The following is a 26,422-nucleotide window of genomic DNA, read 5'->3' as shown; positions in this document are numbered from 1 at the left end:
ACTTATTTTAACATGGTTTACCCAATTATGGTAGAATTAAATCGTTGCTACGCAGTTTATTTATTGATTGCGATTCATCCCGTCGCTAAGGGTTCGGGGGTACTTGCCTATGGCTGCGATGCGTCCCCCTTACCTATAGTGAGGGCATTCTCGCAATATTTTGGGTAAACTGTGAGGGAAGTTCCTCACAACCATTAGGCAGTCTTCAAAAGGCTTTTAAACGAGGCACTCAACAGCTAGTCAATGGCCACACTACTATTGTCATGGCCGATGGGATTTATCCCATCAACAACACCTTAATCATCAACGGCAACATTGATAGTATTTTTGCCGATCTAGGAACCGCTGCTATTCATATAAAAGATTCTCAAAATATTATGCTTAATAGTAACTCATTTTCGAGAATTGCAGGAGGTGGTATTCGATTCACATCATCTGATCAAGTGGAAGTTTATAACTGCTGATTCCCAAATGATTAATAATGTTAATGGAGTTAATCCAGCAAAAGTTCTTGAGCAGGTAGGAATCCAAAAATAGTTAATGATTCCCTTAAATTTTCTCTTTTTTAATTATCCATTAATAACTGATAACCGGTAACTTTTAACTGGTCACCGGTAACTGTTAACTAACAACTTACTCAGACATTTCTAGCATTCGTTGAATTGGTTTCAAGGCAGCTTTACAAATAGATTGATCCATAATAATTTCTGGCTGTTTATACTTCATAGATAAATATAATTTTTCTAAGGTATTGAGACGCATATAAGGACATTCATTACAATTACAATTATTCATAGCTGGTGCTGGAATAAATCGCTTACTGGGTTCTTCTTTTTGCATTTGATGAATAATCCCCGGTTCCGTCGCGACAATAAAAGTATTGTGAGAACTTTGCTGAGAATACTTTAATAGGGCTGTAGTTGAACCGATATAATTAGCATGGCGCAAAACCGTTTCTTCACACTCAGGATGGGCAATAATTTCGGCATTAGGGTGTTCAATTTTTAGCTGAACAATTTTCTTTTCGGAGAAGGTTTCATGGACAATACAACTACCTTGCCAAAGGATTAAATCTCTTCCTGTTTGTTGGGCAACATACCGTCCTAAATTGCGATCTGGACCAAAAATAATGGGACGATCTGTAGGTAATTGATTAACAATTTTAACCGCATTAGAACTGGTGCATATAACATCACTCATAGCCTTGATGTCTGCGGTACAATTAATATAAGATACAACAATAGCAGTGGGATATTTTGCTTTAAACTCAGCAAACTCTTTCGGGGGACAACTATCCGCTAAAGAACACCCGGCCTCCAAATCAGGTAACAAGACTAATTTATCAGGATTGAGAATTTTAGCAGTTTCAGCCATAAAGTGAACCCCTGCAAAGACAATCACTTCCTTATCAGTGGTAGCTGCTTGCTGAGAAAGTGCGAGAGAATCACCGATAAAGTCAGCAATGTCTTGAATATCAGGATCTTGGTAATAATGAGCCAAAACAACTGCTTTTAACTCTCGTTTAAGCTCATCAATGGCACAAAATAAGTCTTTGGGTAGTGCGATCGCAGGTTGGGTTCGGGTCGGTCTAACAGTAGTGAACACAGTGGTGAGGAATTCCTCCAGCAATTATAGTTAATCTTACCATAACTATTATAACAAAGATTTCATTATACCATCTCAGGTTTAAGGATAATAATGAATATTGTTAACGGAACTACAGGTTTTCCCATAGATCGACAAAATTAAATAAAATTGAAATATTCCCTAATCCGTAATCTTACGTACTATGAGTAATATTTTCCGAGAATATGTTAAAAAAATTGGTAGCGGTGTTCATACAGGCAAAGACTTAGCCCGTGACGAAGCTGCCGATGCGATGAAATTGATGCTTTTGGCAGAAGCAACCCCGGCCCAAATTGGGGCATTTTTAATCGTTCATCGCATCAAACGGCCAACCCCTGAAGAATTAGCAGGAATGTTGGATACTTATGCCGAGTTGGGACCAAAATTAAACGTTGATAATATCGCTTTTAATTACCCTGTAACCGTCTTAGGAACTCCCTATGATGGTAGGGCGCGTATTGCCCCTGTAACCATACTCACAGCACTTATTTTAGCTACTGTAGGGGTTCCTGTGGTACTGCATGGGGGGGAAGAAATGCCCACTAAATATGGGGTTCCTTTAGTCACCCTTTGGCAAGGGTTAGGGGTTGATTTTTCTGGCTTTTCTCTGGAAAAAAGTCAAAATATCCTAGAAAAAACAGGTTTAAGCTTTGTTTATCTCCCTAACCATTTTCCCCAAGCCCAGCAATTAGTAACTTATCGCGAACAAATTGGCAAACGTCCCCCTTTGGCTACATTAGAGTTGATGTGGTCTCCTTGTTCATCCCCAAATGTTCATCTTGTTTGTGGGTTTGTTCATCCCCCTACAGAAAACCTCTTTCGAGAAACCCTGAAACTAAGAAACTTTAATCATTTCACTACAGTTAAAGGGTTAGAAGGTAGTTGTGATTTACCCCAAAGTCGCACCGCTATAATTGGCATGAATCAACCTAATAATAACCCCGAATGGGAACGCTTACACCTTCATCCCCAAGACTATCAATTAAATGGTAAGGATATATCTCTGGAGTCAACAGAAAAACTTTTAAAATATAGCAAACAAGTTTTAGAAGGGGAAAATAACCCTTTGATGTCTTTAGCAATTTATAACGGTGGGTTTTATCTTTGGCGTTGTGGTGTTTGTGCCGATTTAAGTACAGGGTTTGAGCAAGCAAAAACTTTGTTAACCAGTGGCAAAGTTAGACAAAAGTTACAAGAGATTGTTAACTTTAGTTCTATATAAAAACAATTTTATAGGTTTTTCTGAAATACAAGAAAAAAAATTATTTTATGTAGTTTCTTTGCTAAAAACATCTAAATACTGTGATAGAGTCTTTTTTCTATTTCTACACTTTTTAGGAGTTTTAAACAAAACTATATTTGTATCTTTAAAAATCTTTTGATCACTGTTTATAATGGATTTATAAAAAAGATTTGTTGTTACCTTTCCTTCTTTAACTAATTCTTTAAATTGCTTTTCTTCTTGAATACCAAGCCCCAGATATTTAGAGAAAAATATAAGCCATACAATTTCAAAAGTAGATTCTTTTTGAAAAGCTTTTGAAATTTCAGATATAATTATAGATTTTAAATAATCTTTTAATGTATATTCAAATGTTTTGAAACTAATAATTTCTTGTTCTGATAAAGAGTAAAGAAAATACTCACGATCATGTTTTCTATATAATCCATCTGGCATATTAAGAATAGAGGTTTTGTTTTCATTAACAGTTAAATTAAATTCCGCTAATTGACTAGAAACAATCTTTAAAATATTTTGAGCTTCTTGTTCAGATTGGCATAGAAATCGATAATCATCTTTAAATATAACTGCTAAAAATTCAATATTTTGTTCTTTTATATTTTGTGATATTTGTGTATCTAATTTGGCGAGAATTATCTCTGCCAATAAATCACTTAATACTGAGCCAGTAGGAATACCATTGGTTCGTCCATCATTAGAATACTGATAAAGTTTGTCAATTTTTGTTCCTAATTTCTCACAAATACTTTGATCTTTTCTAGCATCTTCTTTACCATGTAATGCCCAAGCAATGCTATGAGTATATACTGATGAATAAAAGTTTGTAATATCAGTGCGAGCAATAAATTGGTAATGGATACAATCTAAAATTAAATCTTTTTCAGCCATTTGCAGCCATTCATATATCATCCGACCAGAACGTAATTTACTTAACTTCTTTTTTGGTTTTTTGGTAACGGGAATAGGAAGGCTATATGAATATACTTGATTATCATAATTGAATAGATGATCTAAAATAAATTCCCATTCTTTTTCAAGATGATAAACAATATCATGATAATTGTAAGGGTGTTGAATACTAAATACTCTTGACGTTAACAGAGTTTTGGGATGTGAAATACTAATTAACTTTCTTTTAGTTAAATTATTGAAATCTTTGTTGTATGGTTGATTCTGAAGTGTAAAATTAGAAACTTCAAAAGACGGTGGTAAGACATAAAGTTCAGGAAAATAACCTTGTTCTAAAAGCCAGGACGCTACATCTAGCGAAGGGACATTTCTAATAAGTTCTTCTGTCTCTCTAAAATGCTTCTCTACATGGCTTGGGTATTCCATACGTTTATTGCTATCTGGGTTGTTTTTCTCAGGTTCAAGTTTAAATTACCCATTAAAGCAATAATAATTCCTACATCCTCATAACTCTACTTGTAGCGATCAATCCTTCTAGATTACCAGTGATGATAGAAGAATCCACTCGAATAGAAGCGAGTGGAGTATGTCAAACTATTAGTAACGCTTCATTGCCCGTGACATTTCTCGTTGATCTTGACGACGTTTGACAGTTTCTCGCTTATCGTGAAGTTTCTTCCCTTTTCCGAGACCAATACCTACTTTTACCCGACTCCCCTTAAAATAGAGCTTGAGTGGCACTAAAGTTAAGCCTTTTTGTTCAATTTTACCGATTAGTTGATTAATCTCTTTACGATGAAGCAACAATTTACGGGTACGCTTCGGTTCGTGGTTAAAATATTGACTACTGCCTTGATAGGGGGAAATATGAACATTGGTTAACCAGGCCTCACCATCCTTGATGAAAGCATAGCCATCGGCTAAGTTAACCTTTCCGGCACGAATGGACTTAACCTCCGTTCCCACCAGTTCAATTCCCGCCTCATAGGTCTCTAAAATTTCATAGAGAAAGCGAGCTTTACGATTATCACTAATGATTTTGGTAGCTTTATTTTCATTTCCCATAGCCTTTCTAGGCTAACATTTTATTTCATTTTTAGCAAGATAAACTTCTCCAAAAGATTAAGGCCTCTAAGAAATAGAGGCTCAAAACCCATCTAAATTAATCAATGAGAGCGTTTAACAAGACATCGGTTAAAGACATCCCTTTCATATTATCAACCGTAACGGTATCAACGATATCAAATTTAGCTCCAACTCCTTGAAGATCATCATCTAAAGCTTTAAAGAAACGAGTTGCGTCTTTATCCGTTCCCACTTGAATAAAAGAAATACCTAACTCATCTTCTCGGTCAACTTTCTGGGCCGCATCCATGATCAGACTGATCACTGCCTTGCGATCGGTGGGTTCTCCATCAGTAATAATCAGAAAAGTCTCTCCATTGGCTTTTGCTGTTCCGGCTTCTTTGCGTTTGAAATAGTCCTCAAAAGCATCTTGAAGAACGGAGGCTAAGTCCGTTTGTCCCATGGGTTGATTTTCTTCGTAAACTTTTGTCACTTTATCTGATGTGACGTTATCGTAGCGTTTGAACGCGCCAGAAAACACATAGACTGTAATCCCATCAGGATCAATTTCTTCGCACTTGTCTGCTAAGGCTAAGGTTGACTCCTGGGCAATTTGCCAACGGGTTTTACCATCAGGACCATCAGACGTAGCCATACTACTGCTTTTGTCGATCATCAGGGTATAGTCCCGATTTTCGATACGTGAGTCTCCTGACATATCAGAAACAACCTCCTAACTTTATCTAAAAATATCATGATTACTCTGCTTTCTAGCCTATATTACCTTTGAGAATTGCCCTAAAATATCCTGATTTTCATCATAATTCAAGAGACTCTTGATCTATTTTGGTTAACAATCGCTCACATAACCTCATCAAATTGTAAAGTCATATTGCGATAGTTTATAAAAATCTTTAAATATTGTTGTTGTTCCCATAACTGTTATTAACCTAGAACATCAGAAGCAGCTAATTGTGGAAATTTTTATAATGGACAAAGAATCTCAAAAATACCGTTTGGTTTGCACCTTAACTTTTGGCGATGTTTATGGTCAAATTATTGTTTGGTTAATCGTTATTTTCTTAACTTTAGCCAGTGCGCTTGGGTTATGGAGTAGCACCCGTCAACTTTATGCCTTGGCTATGGTTGGATTAGTGCTAGTCTTATCTTTACCCTTCTTATTGTTTGCTTTCGTCACTACTTTACTCAACCATATTGAGTTTACTCCCCTCGAAGCAACAGAAACTACCAGTTCTTCTTCTCGTAGAATCGTTAAGGGCGGCCAGAAAACTGCTGAAGCTACCAGTTAATTTACTCAGGGTTAAGGAGCCTATTCTCTTTAACCCTAAACGCCAATTGCCCCAATTATCAACCTTAAGAACTAAAATTTTTGTTTATTTTTATTTATTTTACTCTCAACCTTAGACATAATTAAGTTAATGATGATCAAGATAAAGGAGAGTTGAGTTGACTGGTAATGGGGGTCTTATTATTTCCTCGGATTTACTAGCTTTTTGCTTAACTTTACTAAAAAACTTTAGAGGTTTATCTGCTCTTTGTGCCTTACATCTATGAGCAGGGAAAGCTTATATTGTTCTGGATCAAGATTAATCAACCACTCTTACTCTTAGCTTCATTAATGGTGGGCTATAGAAGTAATATTTTTGAAGACTTCTACCAATAATTGGGGTGAAAATACGGAATATGTTTAATACTTTAGCAAACTTTTCTCGATTTGCGATCGGCTGTTTAACTTTGGGTCTGAGTACCCTAGTAGTTATAGCACCGAGCCATGCAGAAACGGAGATTATTACTGACCCTAAACCTTTAGAAACCTATACAGGAACTCTAGAAGATTTAGAGGGAACAGACTCAAGAAATAGGGTTGAAAGTTTAGCTGGTGGAGGGGAATATCCTCCCAACGTTGAAATTCCTTCTCTAGAACCCGAGAAAAACTCCCTTGAAGCTAAAACTGAGGCTCTCAATTCAACTTTAGAAGACCATGACTATACGTTAGGAGATGTGGCAAGGCCAACCTATCGAGTTCCGTTAATTAACTTCTAATTAAGCATTCAGCTATCAGTACATATTATTTTTTAGGCAACAGTAATCACTAACTTTTTGATTATCAAACTGTTGCCTATTCTATGGATTAAAAGAGTGAAAAAATTATTGTTTAACGGCTGGTTCTATTGGTTCTGAAGGCTGTGTTTGTTTTCTTGTTTCAAAGAAAGTTGCATAAACCCATCCTCCTAAAACACCCCCAATAATAGGAGCCAGCCAAAATAACCATAATTGAGCAATTATTTCTCCATTGCCACAAAATATTGCCACTCCTGTACTTCTAGCCGGGTTAACAGAAGTATTTGTCACGGGAATACTTATTAAGTGAATTAAGGTTAAGGCTAAACCAATGGCTACCGGACCAAAACCAGCAGGGGCTAAGCGATCGGTTGCCCCCATAATAACTAATAAAAACATAAAAGTCATGACGATCTCTGTCACTAAAGCAGAGAGCAAACTATAACCTCCTGGAGAGTGGGTTCCGTAACCATTGGTAGCTAAAGGGTTCGCACCACTTAAACTAAAGTCCGCATTACCACTGGCTATAATCAATAATACGCCTCCTGCTGCGATCGCTCCTAATACTTGCGCCACAATATAGGGTAATAAGTCAGAACCATTAAAGCGTTTTCCTGCTAATAAACCGAAGGAAACTGCCGGGTTAAAATGACCCCCAGAAATATGACCTACTGCATAGGCCATTGTTAAAACCGTCAGTCCAAAGGCCAGGGAAACACCTAAAAATCCTAATCCTAAAGGGTTTCCGTCTCCTCCAAAGTTAGCAGCGAGAACCGCACTCCCGCAACCCCCTAGCACTAGCCAAAAAGTACCAAAAAATTCAGCTATGTATTTTTTGTTCATGATTCAATTGTCTGTAATTTTTTCTTGAAATTGACTACAAGTTATCAGTGATTTTCGGTAAATACAAAGTCATTAATATTTTTTCAATATTTTTTTAATATTTAGTCATATTGAAGGGCTTTGTAGGTTAAGAATTAAGTCTTTTTGTTAATTTTTCATTAATCAACTATTTATCAAGAGCAATCAATAATTAATAATGACGTTCTGACTCAGGTTATAAAAAGATATTATTTACCAATACAAAAACGACTAAAAATCCTATCTAAAACGGATTCAGTGATCTCTTCTCCTGTAATTTCTCCTAATGCTTGAATGGCTGCTCGTAAATCAATAGTCCAGAAATCTAAGGGTAATTCTTCTTGGATAGTTGTTTGTATTTGTTCTAGGGAAATTTTGGCACGGGTTAAGGCTGCTGCTTGTCTTTGGTTAATAGCAAAGTCCAGATTACTAGCGGTTAATTTATCTTGATGTATTGCTTTTAAAATAGCTTTTTCTAAGGCTTCGATTCCCTGATTATTAGCAGCAGAAGTCTTGACAATTGCACTAAATTGTGTATGTAATTGCGCTAAATCCGGTGTTGCTAAATCAATTTTGTTAATGACTAAAATGACGGGACAATTATCTATTTTTTGATAAATATCACTGTCTTGATTTGTCCATCCTACAGTGCTATCAATAGTTAGTAAAACGAGATCCGCTTGACTGGCCGCTAACTGGGATCGCTCAACCCCTATTTTTTCTACTTGATCGGTTGTCTGACGGATACCCGCTGTGTCTAGGACTTGGATGGGGACACCCCCTACCACTAACTGGGACTCGATAACATCCCTGGTGGTGCCGGGTAAGTCGGTGACAATGGCGCGATCACTACGACTCCAAGCGTTTAATAAGCTTGATTTTCCCACATTGGGACGACCAACGATAGCTACTTTTAAGCCATTGCGCAATAGTTCTCCTCGCTCTGCGGTGTTTAGAATGGTCTGTACTCGCTCTAAAATCGTCTCTAAGCTCTGAGAAATAGCTTTTTCATCTAAAGGTGGTAAATCGTCTTCAAAGTCGATTCTAGCTTCGATTTCGGCGAGGATATCTAGGCAATGATGGCGTAATTTTTGTAGTGGTTGGGCTAGTTTTCCCTGCAACCCTGCCAGTGCCATTTGCGAAGCTTGTTGCGATCGCGCGCCAACTAATTGGCTGATGCTTTCAGCCTGTGTCAGATCGATTCTACCATTGAGGAATGCACGCAGGGTAAATTCTCCGGGTTGGGCTAAGGTAGCACCCTGTTCTAGACATAACTGTAAGACCTGTTGCACGGGCATAATACCGCCATGACAGTGAAATTCTATCACATCTTCACGGGTGTAGGAACGGGGAGCTAACATGATTAATAGTAAGGCTTCATCGATGGCCTGTTGGCTTTCGGGATGACGAATGTAACCGTAAAGGATGGAATGGGAGTGCCATTTTTGCTTTCCTGGGGCGATAAATAGTGTTTTAGCGATACTTAAGGCTTTATTTCCTGATAAACGAATGATTCCAATGCTTCCTTGTTGGGGTACAATGGCCGTGGCGATCGCTGCGATTGTTTCTCCTTGAGTTATAATTTTTGTCATTATTAGCTGAAAATATTATCTAAAAATGTCTATGTTTAAAGAAGAAAATCCCTTAAAAGGAGACGCTTTAATTAAAGAAGTTTGTCGTCGTATTCGAGTTGCTAGAAGTTACTGGGATGCTCATAATAATCGAGCTTGTCGACGAGAAAGAGAACAGGCATTACTATTATATAATCGTTTAAGTAAACAAGAAAAGGAAAAAATTCCTCAAGTGTTGAGAGTTTGGCTACGTTATCGGAGTGAAAAGTATTTTGGCCCTCATCAAACTCCACCTCGAAAAAAGAAGAATAAAAAATGATATTATAAACAGTAAAAATACAATTGGAGAAAATTATGTCTCAAAAAATATTAGTAGCTTTAGCTTCATCTGAAGATGCTAAAATTGTCTTACCTAAAGCAATAAAAATAGTAGAAAAAAATAATAGTATTTTAAAGCTATTTCACTGTATTAATTCAGAAGTGTATTTAACTCCTTATGGAGCTTTTAGCACACCTGAAATTAATCAATTAGTACCTAAATGGCGAGAAAATTTAGAAGAAGAAACAGAAAAAGTTAAACAGTGGTTAACAGAATATAGTCAGCAAACAGCCTCAAAAGGAATTCAAACAGAATGGGATTATCTTATGGGAAATCCTAGTTCTTCTATCATAAAAACAGCCAAAGATTGGAATGCTGATCTGATTATTATGGGACGTAGAGGATTAACAGGTTTATCAGAAATGTTCTTAGGAAGTGTGAGTAATTATGTGGTTCATCATGCTTCTTGTAGTGTGTTACTAATTCAATAATAATCAACTCATGATGTCCAACACTTTTACTCAACTTGATTTATTTATTAGTCAATAAAACTAATGGGGTAATAAATCCATTGTTTATTTTCTATGTTCAATTTTCCTTGTATAAATTTTGCTCCTTTTAGGTCTTTTAAACAGTAGTTTATCATAGAAATAGGACGATTTAAGCGATCGCTCAATATTTTTGCAGTTATCCCTTCAGGATGGGTTGAGATTAATTTTAGAACTCTCTCTTTTGTTGTGAGACCTGGGGTTGAAGAAATAATAGTAAATGACAAGGTTAAGTCTATTAATCTGTTCAAATAGTACAGTTCTTAAGACAGATAAAAATGTCATAATGTTCCAAATCAATCAATTTTTTGCTAAGTATAAATTCTCAAAAAAAATTACAAAAGACTAAGATAAACTTGTTTTTGTTCCTGCTATTAATTACAAAATTAATAATGCTGACCAATACCTTTAATACTGAGTCTATAATCGCAGTTTGTTTGTTTTAAAATCCACTTAACATAGGTATTACTATTGGGACCAGGGAAGTATCGATAAGAGTAATTGTAAGGATAAATAATCGGACTATTTTCAATAGTTTCAGCCAGTTTATTTGCCAAAGTATCTGTCCACATAATTTCGCACCAACTCTTACCATTACCAACCCCATTTTCACAGAGCATTAAATTTTTATGTAAGTGACCCCAACTATCTTCAGAAAGAGACTGTGTTTGCCAAACTTCCCAGCGATCTTTCTGGTTTTCTCTGATAATAACATACCAGTAATGAACGGCAATAAAACCAACAATAGGTATTTTAGCGGCGCGTAATTCAACAACTGTTTCCATCGTCTTTTTCAGGGTGAAAGGTTAAAGATACGTTATTAATTAGAATATCATTTTTCCGATAATAAGATCCTGACAATCCCTGTATTAGTCAACCTTTGTTAATGATATAATAGAAGCACTGGTAACAAAGAAAGTTGAGCAAAGATTTATGAACTTAAATGTCGTTAATTTAGTAGGACGTGCCGGAAGAGATCCAGAAGTCAGATATTTTGAATCAGGCACCGTTTTATGTACTCTAACCATAGCAGTTGATCGTCGTTCTCGTAATAGTGATCAACCCGATTGGTTCAATCTCAAATTTTGGGGAAAGACCGCAGAAATAGCTGCTAATTATGTTAAAAAAGGCGGTTTAATTGGTATTCAAGGTTCATTAGAAATTGAAACATGGACTGATCGGAACACAGGTGCTAATCGTTCTAGTCCAGTAATTCGAGTTGATCGTTTAGATTTATTAGGTTCTAGAAGAGATAATGATCCAAGTTTAGTTAGTGGTTATTCAGAAGGAAGCGATGAGTTTTAATAGACAACAAACGTCTTAATTGTCTAACCACCTAAAACAAAGTAAATAGTATAAATAAGACTCATGTTTTAATAACTTTATTTATACTATTTAATATTGGACAATTAATAATCAATAATGATCATTCTGAGGTACGAAGAATCTTTTTAAGCTACTTATTATAATAGGTAGTCCAATAGTGAGCAGGATGCTAACATTACAACTGTCATTCCGAGGTAAAGTGAGCAAGATGCTCACACTACTTATTTAAACTAATATAATTGCCTAATTTGTATTTTATATGAGACATCTAAATGCAGGAGAAAAACTCCAAAATGGACGTTATACAATTAATTCTATTTTAGGTGCTGGTGGTTTTGGTATTACGTATCTAGCAACAGAAAACTCATCAAATGAGCAAATAGCTATTAAAACATTAAACGCAACGGTACAAGGAAGAGCAGATTTTTTAGATTTACAAAATAAGTTTATCAAAGAAGCTTTTTTATTAGCAAAATGTAGTCATCCTCATATTGTTACCGTTCATAATGTCTTTGATGAAGATGGACTTTGGTATATGGTCATGGAATATATCAAAGGTGATGATTTAGCGGTTTATTTACAAAAAAATGGGGTTTTGTCAGAAGCGTCTGCTTTACCAATTATTCAACAAATAGGAGAAGCATTAAGTTATATTCATTCAATGGGTTTTTTACATAGAGACGTGAAACCTAATAATATTTTATTGTCTATAAATATTGCTAAATTAATTGATTTTGGTATAGCAAGGGAGTTTACCGCAGGAGAAACCAGAACCCATACTAATTATAGAACGGATGGTTATTCACCTCCTGAACAATACGAAGAACGAGCAAAAAGAGATGTTTATACTGATGTTTATGCTTTAGCTGCAACCTTATATAACTTATTAACTGATGAGGTTCCTATTCCTGCACAGTTTCGTAGTTATGCTACCTTACCTCCTCCCCAAAAGTTTAATAATAAAATAAGCGATCGCACTAATAATGCTATTCTCAAAGGGATGGAATTACAACCCGAAAATCGTCCCCAAACCATTCAAGAATTCTTAGATTTATTATTACCTAAACCTGTACAAATATCCCAACCACAAAAGGATGATTTATCATCAGATAGAGGGGTAGATTATAGTAAATTAAGGGACTTATTAAAAGCAGGAAAATGGGAAGAAGCTGATCAAGAAACAAGTCGAGTGATGTGTCAAGCAGCAAACCGCAGCAAAGAAGAACGGTTACGTATAGAGGATATAGATAACTTCCCCTGTACCGATTTACGCACCATCAATCAGCTTTGGTTAGACTATAGTGGGGGTAAGTTTGGCTTTTCTGTCCAAAAGGAAATTTACCACCGCTTAGGAGGCACAAGAGAGCATAATAGAGAAGTCTGGGAGGCCTTCGGTGATGCCGTGGGATGGCTACCACCATCCATGGAAGAATGCGGAGGAATAATGCACTACAATCGGATTACATTTAATAAGTCAGCACCCAAAGGACACCTTCCTTTGTTGCATAAAGTTATGCGTCATTACGAGTTTGCATGGTTTCAATCGGCTTTTTATTCTCTCGTGTCGAGACTTGTCGACTGTAACATATAAGGCTTGTAGAAAATTGTTAAGAATATATTTTTTGTAGGGGAATAATATTATTATGCCCATCATTTTATCTATTGTCTATTAGGAGTTAATTATGATTAAAATTCAATTGTATTTCTATTTAACTATTTTTTGGGTAAAACACAGTGTTAAACCCCTACAGGATGTATTGTATAATTAGAATCATGATCTTATTGATTTTATGGATACTGATACTCTAGAAAGAGGAATAGAAAAACGAAAAAACCACATTTTTCGTAATATAGAGGGTCATTTTCCTAATGATACACCAACTAATCGTAAATGTTTAATTGATACAGCATTAAACTTAGATAATTATTTAGGAAAAGACAAATGGGGAAATCATTGGTATGCTAACAATAACAGCAATGGTAAACAAATTTGGGTACAAGTTAGAAGAGGAGAAATTATTAATGGTGGGATCAATAATAATCCTCGTCTATGGAATCCATTAACAGGCTTTTCTCGACTATCACCTTAAATAAAACATGGAGAAAAATCAATGAATAAATTAACAGAAAAACAAGCTTATTTAGCAATGATAGAATTTTTAGATGATTATTATGAACAAACACAATCTGATGAAATAGGAGAACTTTTAGGCAGTTTGCAGTTATTAGAAGATGGAAAACCGGCTGATCCTGCTATGTGGGAAGACTGGTTAAAATCAATAGAAAAGATTAGTTTAGAAATAGCTAGAACATGAAATAAAGAAAATGGGACTTTGAATCATGAAAAAACAACTTACTGAAATGACTAATCAAGAACTTAGACAATATTTATCTAAAAACAGACATAATGAAAAAGGATTTAGCCAAGGATTGGAAATATTAATGAGTCGTAAAACAGATTAGTTAAACTATTGTTCAAGTCTCCATAGAAATAGAAATAGAAAATACCTAAAACTTGGAAACCTGAACCATAGAAAATCAGAAAAAATTTATAACTGTTTACCATCTATTTTAAAAGCAACCTCTTCGGTATGATGATGTTTATCATTGACATCAAGAGGAGGAAGTACAGGGAAAAACGGTTGATGAATACTAATTAATTGAGCTAAAGTTCTTTTCAGTTGAGTACGAGAAACAATAGCATCCACAAAACCATGTTTTAATAAATATTCCGACGTTTGGAAACCCTCCGGTAACTTTTCCCTTAAAGTTTGTTCAATCACCCGTCGACCAGCAAAACCAATAGTAGCTTTGGGTTCAGCTAAAATGAGATCCCCTAACATAGCAAAACTAGCAGTTACCCCTCCAGTTGTTGGATGGGATAAAACAGGAATATAGAGTAACTTAGCATTGCGATGACGTTCCAGGGCCCCAGAAATTTTGGCCATTTGCATCAAACTTAACATCCCTTCCTGCATTCTTGCCCCACCAGAAGCACAGACAATCACCACAGGGAAACGTTCGGTAGTAGCGTGTTCAATGAGACGACAGATTTTTTCACCAACCACAGACCCCATACTACCCCCCATAAAGCGGAAGTCCATCACCCCCAAAGCCAAAGGTAGACCATCAATTAATCCCGTTCCAGTTTGCACTGCATCCACTAACCCCGTTTTTTCCTGAGTATCCTTAATGCGATCGCAGTAGGGTTTGCGATCGCTGAATTTGAGGGGGTCCGTAGGAGTAAGATGTTCGTTAAGAGGTTTCCAGGTGTTTTTATCGATTAACTGTGCAATACGTTCCGAACTTTCCACCCGAAAATGATGGCCACACTCAGGACAAACCAATTGATTAACCATTAGGTCTTTAGTATAAGTCAAGGCCCCACAAGCTTCGCACTTAGTCCATAAACCATCAGCAATTTCCCGTTCTTGCTGTTGTTGAATGGAGGGTTCGGACTTTTCTTGTTTAGCAAACCAATCAAGTATGGACATAGTATAAAATCTAAATTAATAATTATCTTAACCGTTCAAAAAGCGAGTATTTCCTAGAAAACTGCACGAGTTGACCCGTGCAGAAAGATTGATGGAAATTTTAGTTAATTTCTTCAACAGAACGTTCTAACATATTTTTCTCAGTAGCTTCTGCCTGGTGACGTTCTTGGGCCAATGATTCCCTCGCCTTTTCATTAATCGTTTCTTCTTGATGAGTTTCTTCTACTTCAGCAGCCCGACTAACCATTTTTTGATGACGTTGTTCATCTGTTAAATGTTTTTGAGCCATTAATTCCCGTGCTTTTTCTTCGGTATTCATAAAAGAGTTTCTCCATGGCTGAGACTATTTCTATATTATCATCGGGAGCATCCCAAACTCGATATCTTATCCTTTAATAACTTTATCAACACTCCCCCCACTCCCCACACTCCCCGTCTCCCCGTCTCCCAGTCTCCCCACACTCCTGAAAGGGATCGATCACAAACTTAAGACTTTGCGCTACATTATCATTAAGTCTTGTTGTATCAACGGTTTTGCAAAAAAATTAAGCATAATCACTCAAACAAGGCATAATAGAATGGGTTGATGAGGAGAAAGGGAGACTTTTTTAAGTCTGTAGCATTATGGAACAATCGACAAATCAAGGGACTACCGCTAACCAAGCTGCTTTATTAAGTCGTATTGCCCTACGAACCAGTCAAATTCCTTGGCAGTTTTGGGCGCTTGTCCTAATCATCGTTTCTGGGAGTGTTGGTTTTACAGCAACATCCATGTTATTAAGGTTGCCAAAATCCCCCCAATGTGTTCGTATTTTTTGGCCAATTGCTTCAGCATCTAAGCGTATTTACTGCGCTCAAGTCGAAGCCGAACAAGAGACAGTAGATAGCTTCCTAAAAGCAATTGACTTAGTGGAAGCACTACCACAAGATCACCCCTTAAGAAACGAAATTAACCGTAATGTAGAAGACTGGGCCTTGGCTATCCTGGATATAGCCGAAAAAGAATTTCAAGGGGGCAAGTTAGAAGAAGCCATCGCAACAGCCCGTCGTCTGCCTGAAAATTTACAGGTTTATGGGCTGATAGAAGAAAAAATTGAAGAGTGGCGTAGTATCTGGGGAGAAGGAGAAGAAATTTTTGCCAAGGTAGAAGAAGAATTACGCAAGTCCAACTGGAATCTCGCTTTTAGGGAAGCAGTAAGTCTATTGACTGTCTCTAATAAATATTGGGCAACCACTAGATACGATGACACAGTTAAGAAAATTCAATTGGCTCAAGAAGAAAGTAGTCGTCTGGATGATGCCTATCGTGTCTTGCGTCGTGGGGGAATTGATAACTGGTTACAAGCGATCGCCGATGCTGAAGAAATTTCCCCTGAGAGTTACGCTTATCAAGAGGCACAAAACCTGATCGCCGATGCCAAAGAGAAAATCGTTGATAGCATCGATGATTTAATCGATGCTCGTCGTTGGTCGAGTTTATCGGATGTGGTTAACCAACTGCCTGATAGTCTGGCCTTATCCGATGAGATAGCAGACTGGAGAACTATGGCCAGCGCCGGTTTGGATGCGCAAACAGGCACAGTAGAAAACCTAGAAATTGCTATTTTAGGTCTCGAAGAAATCGACGAAGACCGTCCTCTCTATCAAGAAGCCCAAGATTTGATCAGCCGCTTCAAATTAGAAATACAAGATGTCACTAATCTAGAAGAAGCCCGAAACTTGGCCGCGGGAGGTAGTGTTGATGATTTGAATGCAGCCATTGCTACCGCAGAAATGGTTCCTTCGAGTAACCCCCGTTATCAAGAAGCGAGACAAGAAATTACTCAATGGACTACCACTATCCAACTACGAGAAGACCAACCCATTCTTGATAAAGCCCGTAGTTTAGCTAGAGGTGGTAATATCTCTGCCTTAAGACAAGCGATAACTCAAGCACAAAGCATCGGTTCAGGTCGTACCCTTCACAATGAGGCGCAAAAAGAGGTTAGGAAGTGGCGTGTTAGTATACAACGCCAAGAAGATCAACCTATTCTTAATCAAGCCATTGCTTTAGGTGCTGCTAAAGACTATGAAGCAGCCATTGGTGCGGCTCGCAAAATTAGCTCCGGACGGGTTCTCTATCAAGAAGCTCAAAACAATATTAACAAATGGCAACGGGAAATTCGCGCCAAAAAGAACTTAGAAGAGGCTTTTTTAATTGCCCAACCCCAAACCCCCCAATCTTTGGTTTCTGCCATCGGTGTGGTGAGGAAAATTCCTTCTTCAACAGATGTTAGTTATAAAGCGAAACAAGCTTTAGATCGCTGGAGTTTTCAATTACTCTCTATGGCTCAAAGAATGGCCAATCGTTCTTTGTTGTCTGAAGCGGTAAACTTAGCGAAGATGATTCCTAGTGATAGTGCTGCTTATGGTTCTGCTCAAAACCAAATTAATGCCTGGAATAAGTTATTAAGACCAGTACAACCAGAAATTCCCCCGTCTTTAGTTCCAGAAAACCAATTTGTTGTACCAATTCTTGATACTGAAGACTCTGATAATACTCCTTAACTGATTAAAATTAACCGCTTATGGAATGGCTTGAAATCTCGGGAAGTTCTGTTTTAGTGCCTAAATACCCCATGGCTATCATTCATTTTTTGGGTGGTGCTTTTGTGGGAACGGCTCCCAATTTTACCTATCGTTGGTTACTCGAAGAATTGGCAAAGGAGGGCTATGTTATTATTGCAACTCCTTTTGTTAATACCTTTGATCATTTAGGGATCGCTCGTAATGTTCTTAACCGTTTTGAGAGTATTTTAGACCGTCTACAAACGAAAAATTCTCTGGGACAAGGTTATCTACCTATTTATGGTATCGGTCATAGTATGGGTTGTAAACTTCATTTATTAATTGGTAGTCTTTTCTCTGTGGAAAGAGCCGGAAATGTTCTCATTTCTTTTAATAATTATCCTGTTAAAAAAGCCATTCCTTTTTTAGAACAATTAGATATTGAGGATTATGTTAATTTAGAGTTTACTCCTTCTCCTGATGAAACTAAAGTTATAATCGAAAAAGATTACTTAGTTAGACGTAATTTATTGATAAAATTTACTCAAGATAATATTGATGAAACTAATATTTTAAGTCCAATTTTAGACGAAAAATACCCTAATTTGATTGCTTTACAGACTTTATCAGGAAATCATTTAACCCCATTATCTCAGGATATAAAGTGGGAAACAGGGGAAATTTTTACTCCGTTAGATGCTGTTGGTCAATGGGTTAAACAAACTTTTTCTCGTGATTTATATCGTCTCAAAGATGAAATTTTACGTTGGTTAAATCCTGGTAGAATCGTTTAAGAATGGATAATGGATAATGGATAATGGATAATTAACAATTAATAACTGTCATTCCCAGGTTATGATCAATCTTATTAAAGTAGGTAATAACTTATACAATCTTCATTAACTTAGACTACAGATTTTTATATTGTAGGGGTCAACGACCGTTGACCCCTACGAAGATTTTTAAGCATACTTCAGAATATTATTTAAAGTAAATTGAACTCAAATTAATGATAAATTTATGATATAGCAATAGACAGGCTAGTTAGGACACATAAATTATATTTTAAGGGAACAGGGAACAGGGAACAGGGAACAGAAAAATGTCCTAATAGCTTTGGCGACTGCTATAAATTACCATGAATAGCTAACCAAATACAAGGAGGATTAAAACTGGTATAAGTAACCCGATGTTTTTGATGAGCTTTAATTAATAAATAATCTCCTGCTTTAAGATGAATTGAGGAATTATCGAAGAATAATAAAGTTGCTTGTCCTTGTAATAAAATCACCCATTCATCTTCTTCTTGATCATACCAAGTATCTTCAGCAGTAGTTTGTCCAGTAGAAATAATACGCTCAATTTTAACATTTTTACTATTAAGAATAGTCTCAAAAATCTCTTGTTCACTCAATTGATTGGTAAATTGAAAAATATTATTCATAAGCTATAAATATTGCCAATTATTAACCATTAATTATTAACTATTAATTATCACCCCCCTATCCAAAACACACAGGACAGGATATACTTTTTTCGGGACTGTTGATGGATACAAATATGGTAGCAGTAGCAATTCTGGCAGCCGGTAAAGGAACACGGATGAAATCTGACTTACCTAAAGTATTACACACTTTAGGGGGGCGATCGCTAGTACAACGGGTAATCGATAGTTGTAATCTCATTGCCCCATCTCGAAAACTGATTATCATTGGTTATGAAGGGGAAAAAGTTAAACAGTCCTTTGAGCATAGCTCATCCCTAGAATTTGTGGAACAAAGGGAACAATTAGGGACAGGACACGCTATACAGCAATTATTACCCCATTTACAAGGTTTTGAAGGAGACTTATTGGTTTTAAACGGGGATGCACCATTATTACGCCCCGAAACCCTAGAAAAATTACTCCAGATTCATCAAGAAAATAATAACGCAGCCACCTTATTAACAGCAAATTTACCCAACCCCAAAGGGTATGGACGAGTTTTTTGCGATGGAAACAACCAAGTTAGCCAAATTGTCGAAGATAGAGACTGTAACGCGGCACAAAAGCAGAATAATCGGGTTAATGGCGGAATATACTGTTTTAACTGGGCAAAACTAGCGGAAGCTTTACCGAAACTTTCCACTAATAACGATCAAAAAGAATACTATTTAACCGAGGTTGTGGATTATCTCAATCCTGTCATGGCCGTTGATGTGGAAGATTATTACGAAATTAATGGTATAAATGATCGCTATCAACTCTCTATTGCTAACGATATCTTACAAGATCGCATCAAAAAGCATTGGATGAGTGTTGGTGTAACCATGATCGATGCTGATAGTATTACCATCGATGATACTGTAACCCTTGCTCCTGATGTCATCCTGGAACCCCAAACCCATCTCCGGGGAAATACTTCTATCGGGGCCAAAAGTCGTATTGGTCCGGGAAGTCTCGTTGAAAATAGTACCATTGGGGAACAGGTAACGGTACTCTATTCGGTTGTTACTGATTCTCAAGTTGCTGATAACTGTCGTGTTGGTCCCTATACTCATTTACGAGGAGAGGCAAAAATAGAGGAATCTTGTCGTATTGGTAATTTTGTGGAGATTAAAAAGACTCAGGTAGGAAATAAGAGCAATGTTGCTCATTTATCCTATCTTGGGGATGCGACTCTGGGACAACAGGTTAATGTGGGTGCAGGAACTATTACAGCTAATTATGATGGTTATCAGAAGCATCAGACCATTATCGGCGATCGCACTAAAACGGGAGCAAATAGTGTCTTTGTTGCACCGGTTACACTGGGTGAGGAGGTGACAGTAGCTGCCGGATCGGTTGTTACTAATGATGTTCCGGATCATGCTTTGGTTATTGCCAGACAGCGACAAAGAATTATTGAAGATTGGAAGGCGAAAATGGCGCAAAAACAATCATAAATAACCCCGTAGGGGTCAACGGCCGTTGACCCCTACAATGTAATGTAATTTGAAACAATTAAAAAACCCGCCTTAGCGGGTACTCAAAACGTAAACTAACTCGAAACTTTTAACGGACCGTTCCTTCTAAATGATCAACCCGAATAGGTTTCAAGAAATAGAGTTTAATAAACTGAACTCCATTAGAAACAAAAGCAGGTAATTTTCGGAGGAACTTAACAGGAGCCGGACTATTGGAAGCGTCAATTTCCCGTAATTTTTCGTTGTTTTTCACACAGGTTTCTAAGCTGCCGTAAAATTTGGGATTTTCCACATCTAAAACTATGGGGAAAACTCGTCCGGCTGTTTCGTTGGTCTTCTCAATAACATATTTATCATATTCCCGTGCATCTAGTCCAATAGCTGCATAAAAATCAGACCGTTGGATATCGTTAAGATACATGGTTGCAAATACAGATAAGAGGAAGAAACGACACCATAAACGGGCTTTCCAATCGTTTAAAATGTTAGGGGTTGCCTTCATGATGGCATCGAAAAAGTCCCCGTGACGGTTTTCGTCTTGACACCAGTTTTCAAAGAAGTTGAAAATAGGATAGATTCTGTCTTCGGGATTTTTTTCTAAGTGGCGGAAAATGCTTATATAACGCCAGTAACCGATTTTTTCGGATAAATAGGTCGCATAGAAAATAAACTTAGGTTGGAAGAAGGTATAACTACGACTCTTCGTTAAGAAACTTAAATCCAAAGATAGATTGAAATCAGATAAGGCTTTATTGAGGAAACCAGCGTGACGCGCTTCATCACGGGACATGAGGGTAAAACATTCGGCCAAGACGGGACTTTTATCTTTTAAGCGTCTACCTAATTCTTTGTAGAGAAGGAAACCAGAAAATTCTGCTGTACAGGAACGTTCTAAAAATTCTACAAACAAGCGACGGGTATCCCCATCAATATGTTCCCAACTTTGGGCAAATTCGCCACGACGGATAAAATGATAACGATTATAATCAGTACGAAATTCTTCGAGAATGGCTTTTAATTCTTCTTCGTTGACTGAAATATCCATTTTAGCCACCGCATCAAAGTCGGTGGTGTAAAAACGAGGAGTTAGGATAGTTTCTTTGGCCGGAACTTTAATTCCGGGACGCAGTTCGTCAAATTCAGGTTTTTGAAGGGTATTGACCATAGCTTGTTTAAAAAGACTTTTTTCAATCGATTAAGGACTCGTTCTGCTCTTTTTGTAACAAAGTTGTTACATTTTTTAGCAGGAATTTACGAGGCTTGGATCACAGTCTACCAGCCTTTCTACCGTTCGTGACCCCTCTTTTTATTAAGAGTTACAACACATTATCAATTTATGTTAAAAGTGTTGCTCTTTTTGTCCTTAATAATGTATGGATTCTAGAATAACGATGGTCTTACAACAATGGACCGGCAAGAGAAATCTCAATCTCTTAGTTTTAGCGACCAAGAAGCAACCCTAAAAGTTGTCAAGCAAGCGGTGTTAGAGTTTTGGGCGGTTATATATCAACGCATTAACCAGTTTGTGTCCTCCGAAACGGGAAAGGTTTTGTATGACCATTTTTATTCTGACATTTTAATCAAAAAACAGCTTCTAATAGTTGACATTGTTCAAGATAGTACTTTAGTATGAAGGCGTACATCATTAGGGCATAAATATGTCTGATGGAGATATCATTCACAAAAATCTGCGATGGTACGCCAATGTCTATAAATATATATGTGAGGGAAAAGCGAGTCCTCAAGAATGTATTTGGGAACTGATGAAGGCATTGTTGAAAGATGTAAGATACAGAGGAGATGAACCGATTAAAATTTTTCAATTAATGGCCCAAGAGATAGAAAACAGAGATTTAAGTTTTGAAAATCTGAGAAATTTTGATGATGTGAATAAGAAACTTGAAAAAGTTTTAAAACAATCAAATTTATCACATTATAATCAGGAACATTGTCGTAAAGCTATACGGCAATTACTCCATCAATTGAAATATAAATCTTTTCCTATCAACAATATTAAAGAAGCTATAACTGCTGCTTACTTAGAGCAACTTCTTGAATCAAACTTTAAAGGTCGCATTCCCTGCGGAGATGAACATTATGCTGGAATAGATGATCTTTCCTTTCAGCAAAAACTTCAAAAAATAATACAACCAGTTAAAGATGAAATTCCTAAATTTGCCCAAAAAGCTAATGAAAAGGAAACTTTTTTAAAGTTACGCAGACCTTCTAAACTTAATCCAAAGAAACAAGAAAACAGTGTACAAAATAATGAACTTAATAAGTCAAAAAACTCATCTAATTCTAGTTTAAATACTTCAGATAATTCTCAAGACGATGATCTACTTTCAGATTCTAATCATTTCTTCAACCAAGCAATACAAAATCGTGAAGATACCGAAGATTTACAAATAACGACTACTCACCAACTCAAACAATTACAGAAATCCCTAAGAGCAATTTAAGGTATATAATTATGTCCTCTTTTACTAAGCTTCATTATACTTTAGACTTTGAACCCATTCAAAATAAAAATGGAACAGTTTGCTTTGTTGATCATTCTAAAAATGAAAACTATACTATAGGAATTAATGTTGATGATTCAGATTTTAAATATTATAGATGTTTAGAATTTCCTTCTCTTATTGCTGACATCATTGATTTAGCAGTGGCTATTCACGGGTCAGATCGATTGATTCCACATCCTTTTGATAAACCACCCTGTCAAATTAACGTAATTCTTCCTGTTCGTAATCCAGACTTATTAAATAGTCAATTATTAAAAGAAAAATTAGAATATTTAATGTGGTGGGCAACAGGAAATGATTGGGTATTTACATTTAAGAAACGAATTAAAAAGCGTTCAATTGAAGAACAAAAGCAACTTATTTTTTTTTCTGATGAAGTTGATGAAGTTGCACTTTGGAGCGGAGGATTAGATGCTCTAGCAGGACTTTATAACAGAATTATTAAGAATCCACAAGGTTCCTTTATATTATGTGGTTCAGGGAGTAACGATAGAGTTTTTAACATTCAAAAAAATATATTTAATACAGTTGATCTTCTGCTGCCTAATGAGTTAAAATTACATAGAATACCGATTCGTTTTTGTAACAGTAAAAAACATGAAAAGAACAAAATTTCTCGTGCGCGTGGGGTCGTTTTTATGTTAATTGGTTCTGCTTGTGCGTACCTAAGTGGAAAAAGAATTTTAAATGTTTACGAAAACGGAATCGGTGCCATTAATCTGCCCTATCGTTCTTCTGCGTTAGGTTTAGATCATACTCGTTCAGTTCATCCTAAGACATTGTTCTTAGTCAGTGATCTCCTCTCAACTATCTTAGATGAACCTTTTAAAGTACAAAATCCTTTTCTTTTTTTCACAAAAGCTCAAATGTGTCAAACATTAGTTAAAGATAATAAAATTAATTTAGCGTTTTTAACTGAATCATGTGATAGACATCTCCATGAAAAACAGAGTCAATGTGGATATTGTTCATCTTGTTTATTAAGAAAACAATCTTTGGCAGCAGCAGGAATAAAAGACGAAACCCATTACTTTATTTCTCATGGAAATAAGCCAATTAAACAAGATACCTCCTTATATTTTGATAACATGATTGAGCAGGTTAATACCTTTCATCGTTTGCTGAATGTTTCCGATCAATTTGAGCAACAATGGGAATCTTTAACCAGTGAATTTCCTCAATTAGATTGTGATGTATTAGATTATTTAGAAAATGATAATTTAACTCGTACTGATATACAGAAATTATTGTTAAAACTTTATCAAAGTTATGTTGATGAATGGAAACAGGTTAAATCTGTAGTTGAAGCTAGTCTTATTTCTCAAAATAATCAAAATTTAGCCTCATCTTCTCAGGATTTTAAACAGCTTAATTTGTTATCATATAACCAAAGTTGAGGATAAAAAAATGGTAAATAACATCCTCGATCAAATCAATCTCAACGACTTAGGAAACCTGCTGCAACAGGCCAGAAAACAGTGCGGAATGACCCAAGTAGAAGCAGCAAAAATCATTGATGTTGCCCGTACTACCCTTATAGCGATCGAAAAAGGACAACGTCGTTTAAAATCCTCAGAATTAGTTAAACTTGCTCGTGCTTACGGCAAAAGTGTCAGCTATTTTGTTGCTCCCCCTCCTGTTATTGAATCCTTTGATGTGCAGTTTCGTTCCGCTTTACGTCGCAGTGAAGCAGAAGAAGCACACATTAAACCAATAATCTTACGTTTCCAAGAATTATGTCAAAATTATCTAGAATTAGAAGAGATAATGAAATCGCCTTTACCTAATAATTATCCACCAGAATACAATATTGATGAGTCTCTTCCTATTGATATCACTGCTGAGAGTATTGCTAACTCAGAAAGACAGAGATTAGGATTAGGAGATAAACCAATTCCCCGATTAAGAAATATTTTAGAACAGGAAGTTGGACTACGAATATTTTATTTACCTATGCCTTCCAATTATTCAGAAATGTATAGTTATAATCAAAAAATGGGAGGCTGTATTGCCATTAATTCTAATCATCCTCAAGAACGTCAACTATGGTCATTAGCACATGGTTATTTACATTTTTTAGCTCATCGTCATAAAGCAATTATTGATTATGATAATCAATACCAAAGAATGCCAAAAAGTGAACAATTAGCAGAAAGTTTTCCTAAATATTTTCTGATGCCTACCAGTAGTTTACTGAAACGTTATAACGATATTTATCGTAATCATAAACAATTTACTCGTCCTCATTTAATTACCTTAGCACACTATTATGGGGTATCAGTTCAGGCATTAAGCTATCGTTTAGAAGAAATGCAGTTACTACCATCAGGAACTTATGAAAGATTAAAAGTTCGGGGTTTGAAAGTTAGACAAGCTCAACAAGAATTAGGGTTAGAAAATAAAGCAAAATCCTATGATTTAACTCCTATTCATTATCAGCACTTGGCCATAGAAGCCTACGATCAAGCTTTGATAAGTGAAGGGGCTTTTTCTCGTTTCTTAGGAGTTGATCGTTTAGAAGCAAGACGGATAGCTGAGATATTAAGAGAATACTCAATTGGGATAACAGAAGAAATAAAAGAAATAGATTTAAGTAAAGGCTTATTATAGGGGAGAGTGATTATAGATTATGTTAATTCGATCTTCCCATTTAGTTCTTGATACCTGTTGTATTTTAAATTTTATTGCTTCTGGTCATTTTTTATCAATTATTACCTCCATTCCCGCCCAAGTTATGATTACTCAAACGGTTTGGCAGGAGGAATTAATTAAATTTGAACGGTTTGACAAAAGCGATAAACAACAATTAGATGAATCGGTTAATCAAGGAGTTGTAAAATTAGTTGATTTTGAAATAGAAGAAGAATATAATTTATTTGTTAATTATGTTAGTTTATTACCCAAAGGGGATGGAGAAGCAGCATCAGGGGCAATCGCTATTTTTAGAAATTGGGCAATAGCAACAGATGATAAAAACCCAACAAAATTATTTCGTCAAGAAAAGTCTAATATGGAAATTCTATCAACACCAGATATCATAAAATATTGGTCAGAAAAAGATAACTTAACTGGTCAAGAAATCCAAACAGTTCTTACCTCAATTCAGGTAAAAGGAAAATATTTCCCTCCTAAAAATCATCCTTTAAGAGATTGGTGGATTAACTCAATTTAAAATGGTGGGTTACGATGGATTGTTATTCTCTGTCTGTACCTTATATTGATTTCGATTGACGAAATTTGCTCAATATAAACGAAGATGATCAAAAATAGCAACTGTCAAGGCAGTTAGCCTGCATTATTCATGAAGAAAAAACAAAACCTAAAAAATAAGAAATTGGCATCAAAAATTATTTTTTATGA

The 26,422-nt window shown here is 36.2% G+C and carries 31 protein-coding genes; 19 read left to right on the top strand and 12 right to left on the bottom strand.

What is annotated here, in order from left to right; all coding sequences use genetic code 11:
• Positions 1 to 263: 263 nt before the first annotated feature.
• A complete protein-coding gene (locus QNJ66_RS10595) occupies positions 264 to 464 on the top strand; it encodes a hypothetical protein (protein WP_300506223.1) in 201 nt (66 codons plus the stop codon).
• A gap of 169 nt (positions 465 to 633) precedes the next feature.
• Here QNJ66_RS10595 and nadA read toward each other — a convergent pair whose 3' ends face one another.
• A complete protein-coding gene (nadA, locus tag QNJ66_RS10590) occupies positions 634 to 1,605 on the bottom strand; it encodes a quinolinate synthase NadA (RefSeq protein WP_300506220.1) in 972 nt (323 codons plus the stop codon).
• A 184-nt stretch (positions 1,606 to 1,789) separates the two neighbouring features.
• On the opposite strand from nadA, the gene QNJ66_RS10585 reads away from it, so the two are divergent.
• Positions 1,790 to 2,848 carry an anthranilate phosphoribosyltransferase family protein gene (locus tag QNJ66_RS10585; protein WP_300506218.1) on the top strand — a complete coding sequence of 353 codons (1,059 nt, stop codon included), beginning with the start codon at positions 1,790 to 1,792 and terminating at the stop codon, positions 2,846 to 2,848.
• A gap of 45 nt (positions 2,849 to 2,893) precedes the next feature.
• Here the strand turns inward: QNJ66_RS10585 and QNJ66_RS10580 are convergent, their stop codons facing one another.
• From QNJ66_RS10580 to QNJ66_RS10570, 3 genes are all read right to left on the bottom strand, one after another.
• Positions 2,894 to 4,204 (bottom strand): RNA-directed DNA polymerase, encoded by a 1,311-nt coding sequence (locus QNJ66_RS10580; protein WP_300506215.1) that lies wholly within the window; start codon positions 4,202 to 4,204, stop codon positions 2,894 to 2,896.
• Between the two features lie 171 nt (positions 4,205 to 4,375).
• Entirely contained in the window at positions 4,376 to 4,843 is a 468-nt protein-coding gene (gene smpB, locus QNJ66_RS10575; RefSeq protein WP_300506213.1) for an SsrA-binding protein SmpB, read from the bottom strand.
• Between the two features lie 97 nt (positions 4,844 to 4,940).
• Positions 4,941 to 5,561 (bottom strand): VWA domain-containing protein, encoded by a 621-nt coding sequence (locus QNJ66_RS10570; protein ID WP_300506209.1) that lies wholly within the window; start codon positions 5,559 to 5,561, stop codon positions 4,941 to 4,943.
• 271 nt (positions 5,562 to 5,832) lie between these two features.
• Between QNJ66_RS10570 and QNJ66_RS10565 the strand changes: the two genes are divergently transcribed.
• Positions 5,833 to 6,153: a hypothetical protein gene (locus QNJ66_RS10565; protein WP_300506207.1), complete on the top strand. Its 321-nt coding sequence runs from the start codon at positions 5,833 to 5,835 to the stop codon at positions 6,151 to 6,153.
• A 394-nt stretch (positions 6,154 to 6,547) separates the two neighbouring features.
• Entirely contained in the window at positions 6,548 to 6,907 is a 360-nt protein-coding gene (locus QNJ66_RS10560; protein WP_300506204.1) for a hypothetical protein, read from the top strand.
• A 105-nt stretch (positions 6,908 to 7,012) separates the two neighbouring features.
• On the opposite strand, the gene aqpZ is transcribed toward QNJ66_RS10560, so the two are convergent.
• A complete protein-coding gene (gene aqpZ / locus QNJ66_RS10555) occupies positions 7,013 to 7,768 on the bottom strand; it encodes an aquaporin Z (RefSeq protein ID WP_300506202.1) in 756 nt (251 codons plus the stop codon).
• 227 nt (positions 7,769 to 7,995) lie between these two features.
• Positions 7,996 to 9,378, bottom strand: a complete 1,383-nt coding sequence (gene mnmE, locus QNJ66_RS10550; RefSeq protein WP_300506200.1) for a tRNA uridine-5-carboxymethylaminomethyl(34) synthesis GTPase MnmE — start codon at positions 9,376 to 9,378, stop codon at positions 7,996 to 7,998.
• 25 nt (positions 9,379 to 9,403) lie between these two features.
• Between mnmE and QNJ66_RS10545 the strand changes: the two genes are divergently transcribed.
• Positions 9,404 to 9,676 (top strand): Precorrin-3B methylase, encoded by a 273-nt coding sequence (locus tag QNJ66_RS10545; protein WP_300506198.1) that lies wholly within the window; start codon positions 9,404 to 9,406, stop codon positions 9,674 to 9,676.
• 35 nt (positions 9,677 to 9,711) lie between these two features.
• Positions 9,712 to 10,167, top strand: coding sequence for a universal stress protein (locus tag QNJ66_RS10540; RefSeq protein WP_300506195.1), 456 nt, complete (start codon positions 9,712 to 9,714; stop codon positions 10,165 to 10,167).
• Between the two features lie 47 nt (positions 10,168 to 10,214).
• Here the strand turns inward: QNJ66_RS10540 and QNJ66_RS10535 are convergent, their stop codons facing one another.
• On the bottom strand, positions 10,215 to 10,451 hold the full coding sequence (locus tag QNJ66_RS10535) for a winged helix-turn-helix domain-containing protein (RefSeq protein WP_300506226.1): 237 nt from the start codon (positions 10,449 to 10,451) through the stop codon (positions 10,215 to 10,217).
• A gap of 159 nt (positions 10,452 to 10,610) precedes the next feature.
• Positions 10,611 to 11,009, bottom strand: a complete 399-nt coding sequence (locus QNJ66_RS10530) for a DUF3750 domain-containing protein (protein ID WP_300506193.1) — start codon at positions 11,007 to 11,009, stop codon at positions 10,611 to 10,613.
• 148 nt (positions 11,010 to 11,157) lie between these two features.
• Here QNJ66_RS10530 and QNJ66_RS10525 point away from each other — a divergent pair, with 148 nt between their 5' ends.
• The 5 genes from QNJ66_RS10525 to QNJ66_RS10505 all read left to right on the top strand — a co-directional run bounded on the left by QNJ66_RS10525 (position 11,158) and on the right by QNJ66_RS10505 (position 14,013).
• Complete coding sequence (locus QNJ66_RS10525; RefSeq protein WP_300506191.1) at positions 11,158 to 11,529, top strand: single-stranded DNA-binding protein; 372 nt, start codon at positions 11,158 to 11,160, stop codon at positions 11,527 to 11,529.
• Between the two features lie 280 nt (positions 11,530 to 11,809).
• Positions 11,810 to 13,141, top strand: coding sequence for a serine/threonine-protein kinase (locus tag QNJ66_RS10520; RefSeq protein ID WP_300506189.1), 1,332 nt, complete (start codon positions 11,810 to 11,812; stop codon positions 13,139 to 13,141).
• 199 nt (positions 13,142 to 13,340) lie between these two features.
• Positions 13,341 to 13,640 carry a hypothetical protein gene (locus QNJ66_RS10515; RefSeq protein ID WP_300506186.1) on the top strand — a complete coding sequence of 100 codons (300 nt, stop codon included), beginning with the start codon at positions 13,341 to 13,343 and terminating at the stop codon, positions 13,638 to 13,640.
• Between the two features lie 21 nt (positions 13,641 to 13,661).
• Positions 13,662 to 13,865 (top strand): hypothetical protein, encoded by a 204-nt coding sequence (locus tag QNJ66_RS10510; protein ID WP_300506184.1) that lies wholly within the window; start codon positions 13,662 to 13,664, stop codon positions 13,863 to 13,865.
• Positions 13,866 to 13,890: 25 nt separating this feature from the next.
• A complete protein-coding gene (locus tag QNJ66_RS10505) occupies positions 13,891 to 14,013 on the top strand; it encodes a hypothetical protein (protein ID WP_300506181.1) in 123 nt (40 codons plus the stop codon).
• Between the two features lie 86 nt (positions 14,014 to 14,099).
• Here the strand turns inward: QNJ66_RS10505 and accD are convergent, their stop codons facing one another.
• Both accD and QNJ66_RS10495 read right to left on the bottom strand, forming a co-directional pair.
• Positions 14,100 to 15,044: an acetyl-CoA carboxylase, carboxyltransferase subunit beta gene (gene accD / locus QNJ66_RS10500; RefSeq protein WP_300506178.1), complete on the bottom strand. Its 945-nt coding sequence runs from the start codon at positions 15,042 to 15,044 to the stop codon at positions 14,100 to 14,102.
• A gap of 100 nt (positions 15,045 to 15,144) precedes the next feature.
• Positions 15,145 to 15,363: a hypothetical protein gene (locus QNJ66_RS10495; RefSeq protein WP_300506175.1), complete on the bottom strand. Its 219-nt coding sequence runs from the start codon at positions 15,361 to 15,363 to the stop codon at positions 15,145 to 15,147.
• 305 nt (positions 15,364 to 15,668) lie between these two features.
• On the opposite strand from QNJ66_RS10495, the gene QNJ66_RS10490 reads away from it, so the two are divergent.
• The gene (locus tag QNJ66_RS10490; protein ID WP_300506172.1) at positions 15,669 to 17,591 is read left to right on the top strand and encodes a chromosome segregation ATPase; all 1,923 of its coding nucleotides are present in this window, start codon (positions 15,669 to 15,671) and stop codon (positions 17,589 to 17,591) included.
• A 20-nt stretch (positions 17,592 to 17,611) separates the two neighbouring features.
• Complete coding sequence (locus QNJ66_RS10485; RefSeq protein WP_300506169.1) at positions 17,612 to 18,385, top strand: DUF1350 family protein; 774 nt, start codon at positions 17,612 to 17,614, stop codon at positions 18,383 to 18,385.
• 332 nt (positions 18,386 to 18,717) lie between these two features.
• On the opposite strand, the gene QNJ66_RS10480 is transcribed toward QNJ66_RS10485, so the two are convergent.
• Positions 18,718 to 19,035 (bottom strand): cupin domain-containing protein, encoded by a 318-nt coding sequence (locus tag QNJ66_RS10480; protein ID WP_300506167.1) that lies wholly within the window; start codon positions 19,033 to 19,035, stop codon positions 18,718 to 18,720.
• Positions 19,036 to 19,151: 116 nt separating this feature from the next.
• On the opposite strand from QNJ66_RS10480, the gene glmU reads away from it, so the two are divergent.
• A complete protein-coding gene (gene glmU / locus QNJ66_RS10475; protein ID WP_300506224.1) occupies positions 19,152 to 20,516 on the top strand; it encodes a bifunctional UDP-N-acetylglucosamine diphosphorylase/glucosamine-1-phosphate N-acetyltransferase GlmU in 1,365 nt (454 codons plus the stop codon).
• A gap of 109 nt (positions 20,517 to 20,625) precedes the next feature.
• Here glmU and acsF read toward each other — a convergent pair whose 3' ends face one another.
• Positions 20,626 to 21,702 (bottom strand): magnesium-protoporphyrin IX monomethyl ester (oxidative) cyclase, encoded by a 1,077-nt coding sequence (acsF, locus tag QNJ66_RS10470; protein ID WP_300506164.1) that lies wholly within the window; start codon positions 21,700 to 21,702, stop codon positions 20,626 to 20,628.
• A 240-nt stretch (positions 21,703 to 21,942) separates the two neighbouring features.
• Between acsF and QNJ66_RS10465 the strand changes: the two genes are divergently transcribed.
• From QNJ66_RS10465 to QNJ66_RS10445, 5 genes are read left to right on the top strand one after another with little or no spacing between them, the layout of a single operon-like run.
• Positions 21,943 to 22,170: a hypothetical protein gene (locus QNJ66_RS10465; protein WP_300506160.1), complete on the top strand. Its 228-nt coding sequence runs from the start codon at positions 21,943 to 21,945 to the stop codon at positions 22,168 to 22,170.
• Positions 22,171 to 22,195: 25 nt separating this feature from the next.
• The gene (locus tag QNJ66_RS10460; protein ID WP_300506157.1) at positions 22,196 to 22,999 is read left to right on the top strand and encodes a hypothetical protein; all 804 of its coding nucleotides are present in this window, start codon (positions 22,196 to 22,198) and stop codon (positions 22,997 to 22,999) included.
• 11 nt (positions 23,000 to 23,010) lie between these two features.
• Positions 23,011 to 24,459, top strand: a complete 1,449-nt coding sequence (locus QNJ66_RS10455) for a 7-cyano-7-deazaguanine synthase (RefSeq protein ID WP_300506154.1) — start codon at positions 23,011 to 23,013, stop codon at positions 24,457 to 24,459.
• A gap of 10 nt (positions 24,460 to 24,469) precedes the next feature.
• Positions 24,470 to 25,672 carry an ImmA/IrrE family metallo-endopeptidase gene (locus QNJ66_RS10450; protein ID WP_300506151.1) on the top strand — a complete coding sequence of 401 codons (1,203 nt, stop codon included), beginning with the start codon at positions 24,470 to 24,472 and terminating at the stop codon, positions 25,670 to 25,672.
• 19 nt (positions 25,673 to 25,691) lie between these two features.
• Positions 25,692 to 26,234 (top strand): PIN domain-containing protein, encoded by a 543-nt coding sequence (locus QNJ66_RS10445; protein ID WP_300506148.1) that lies wholly within the window; start codon positions 25,692 to 25,694, stop codon positions 26,232 to 26,234.
• Positions 26,235 to 26,422: the final 188 nt, after the last annotated feature.

Origin of the sequence: Crocosphaera sp., assembly GCF_030064895.1 — a bacterium.
In the GTDB taxonomy this organism is placed as follows: domain Bacteria; phylum Cyanobacteriota; class Cyanobacteriia; order Cyanobacteriales; family Microcystaceae; genus Crocosphaera.
Note: the sequence above shows the minus strand (reverse complement) of the source record. Positions and strands in the feature narration are given on the sequence as shown.

Bases quoted from the DNA above. Each gene is read 5' to 3' on its own strand.
- QNJ66_RS10595 (WP_300506223.1), top strand. From the start codon at position 264: ATGGCCGATGGGATTTATCCCATCAACAACACCTTAATCATCAACGGC.
- QNJ66_RS10585 (WP_300506218.1), top strand. From the start codon at position 1,790: ATGAGTAATATTTTCCGAGAATATGTTAAAAAAATTGGTAGCGGTGTT.
- QNJ66_RS10580 (WP_300506215.1), bottom strand. From the start codon at position 4,204: ATGGAATACCCAAGCCATGTAGAGAAGCATTTTAGAGAGACAGAAGAA.
- smpB (WP_300506213.1), bottom strand. From the start codon at position 4,843: ATGGGAAATGAAAATAAAGCTACCAAAATCATTAGTGATAATCGTAAA.
- QNJ66_RS10570 (WP_300506209.1), bottom strand. From the start codon at position 5,561: ATGTCAGGAGACTCACGTATCGAAAATCGGGACTATACCCTGATGATC.
- QNJ66_RS10565 (WP_300506207.1), top strand. From the start codon at position 5,833: ATGGACAAAGAATCTCAAAAATACCGTTTGGTTTGCACCTTAACTTTT.
- QNJ66_RS10560 (WP_300506204.1), top strand. From the start codon at position 6,548: ATGTTTAATACTTTAGCAAACTTTTCTCGATTTGCGATCGGCTGTTTA.
- aqpZ (WP_300506202.1), bottom strand. From the start codon at position 7,768: ATGAACAAAAAATACATAGCTGAATTTTTTGGTACTTTTTGGCTAGTG.
- mnmE (WP_300506200.1), bottom strand. From the start codon at position 9,378: ATGACAAAAATTATAACTCAAGGAGAAACAATCGCAGCGATCGCCACG.
- QNJ66_RS10545 (WP_300506198.1), top strand. From the start codon at position 9,404: ATGTCTATGTTTAAAGAAGAAAATCCCTTAAAAGGAGACGCTTTAATT.
- QNJ66_RS10540 (WP_300506195.1), top strand. From the start codon at position 9,712: ATGTCTCAAAAAATATTAGTAGCTTTAGCTTCATCTGAAGATGCTAAA.
- QNJ66_RS10530 (WP_300506193.1), bottom strand. From the start codon at position 11,009: ATGGAAACAGTTGTTGAATTACGCGCCGCTAAAATACCTATTGTTGGT.
- QNJ66_RS10525 (WP_300506191.1), top strand. From the start codon at position 11,158: ATGAACTTAAATGTCGTTAATTTAGTAGGACGTGCCGGAAGAGATCCA.
- QNJ66_RS10520 (WP_300506189.1), top strand. From the start codon at position 11,810: ATGAGACATCTAAATGCAGGAGAAAAACTCCAAAATGGACGTTATACA.
- QNJ66_RS10515 (WP_300506186.1), top strand. From the start codon at position 13,341: ATGGATACTGATACTCTAGAAAGAGGAATAGAAAAACGAAAAAACCAC.
- QNJ66_RS10510 (WP_300506184.1), top strand. From the start codon at position 13,662: ATGAATAAATTAACAGAAAAACAAGCTTATTTAGCAATGATAGAATTT.
- QNJ66_RS10505 (WP_300506181.1), top strand. From the start codon at position 13,891: ATGAAAAAACAACTTACTGAAATGACTAATCAAGAACTTAGACAATAT.
- accD (WP_300506178.1), bottom strand. From the start codon at position 15,044: ATGTCCATACTTGATTGGTTTGCTAAACAAGAAAAGTCCGAACCCTCC.
- QNJ66_RS10495 (WP_300506175.1), bottom strand. From the start codon at position 15,363: ATGAATACCGAAGAAAAAGCACGGGAATTAATGGCTCAAAAACATTTA.
- QNJ66_RS10490 (WP_300506172.1), top strand. From the start codon at position 15,669: ATGGAACAATCGACAAATCAAGGGACTACCGCTAACCAAGCTGCTTTA.
- QNJ66_RS10485 (WP_300506169.1), top strand. From the start codon at position 17,612: ATGGAATGGCTTGAAATCTCGGGAAGTTCTGTTTTAGTGCCTAAATAC.
- QNJ66_RS10480 (WP_300506167.1), bottom strand. From the start codon at position 19,035: ATGAATAATATTTTTCAATTTACCAATCAATTGAGTGAACAAGAGATT.
- glmU (WP_300506224.1), top strand. From the start codon at position 19,152: ATGGTAGCAGTAGCAATTCTGGCAGCCGGTAAAGGAACACGGATGAAA.
- acsF (WP_300506164.1), bottom strand. From the start codon at position 21,702: ATGGTCAATACCCTTCAAAAACCTGAATTTGACGAACTGCGTCCCGGA.
- QNJ66_RS10465 (WP_300506160.1), top strand. From the start codon at position 21,943: ATGGACCGGCAAGAGAAATCTCAATCTCTTAGTTTTAGCGACCAAGAA.
- QNJ66_RS10460 (WP_300506157.1), top strand. From the start codon at position 22,196: ATGTCTGATGGAGATATCATTCACAAAAATCTGCGATGGTACGCCAAT.
- QNJ66_RS10455 (WP_300506154.1), top strand. From the start codon at position 23,011: ATGTCCTCTTTTACTAAGCTTCATTATACTTTAGACTTTGAACCCATT.
- QNJ66_RS10450 (WP_300506151.1), top strand. From the start codon at position 24,470: ATGGTAAATAACATCCTCGATCAAATCAATCTCAACGACTTAGGAAAC.
- QNJ66_RS10445 (WP_300506148.1), top strand. From the start codon at position 25,692: ATGTTAATTCGATCTTCCCATTTAGTTCTTGATACCTGTTGTATTTTA.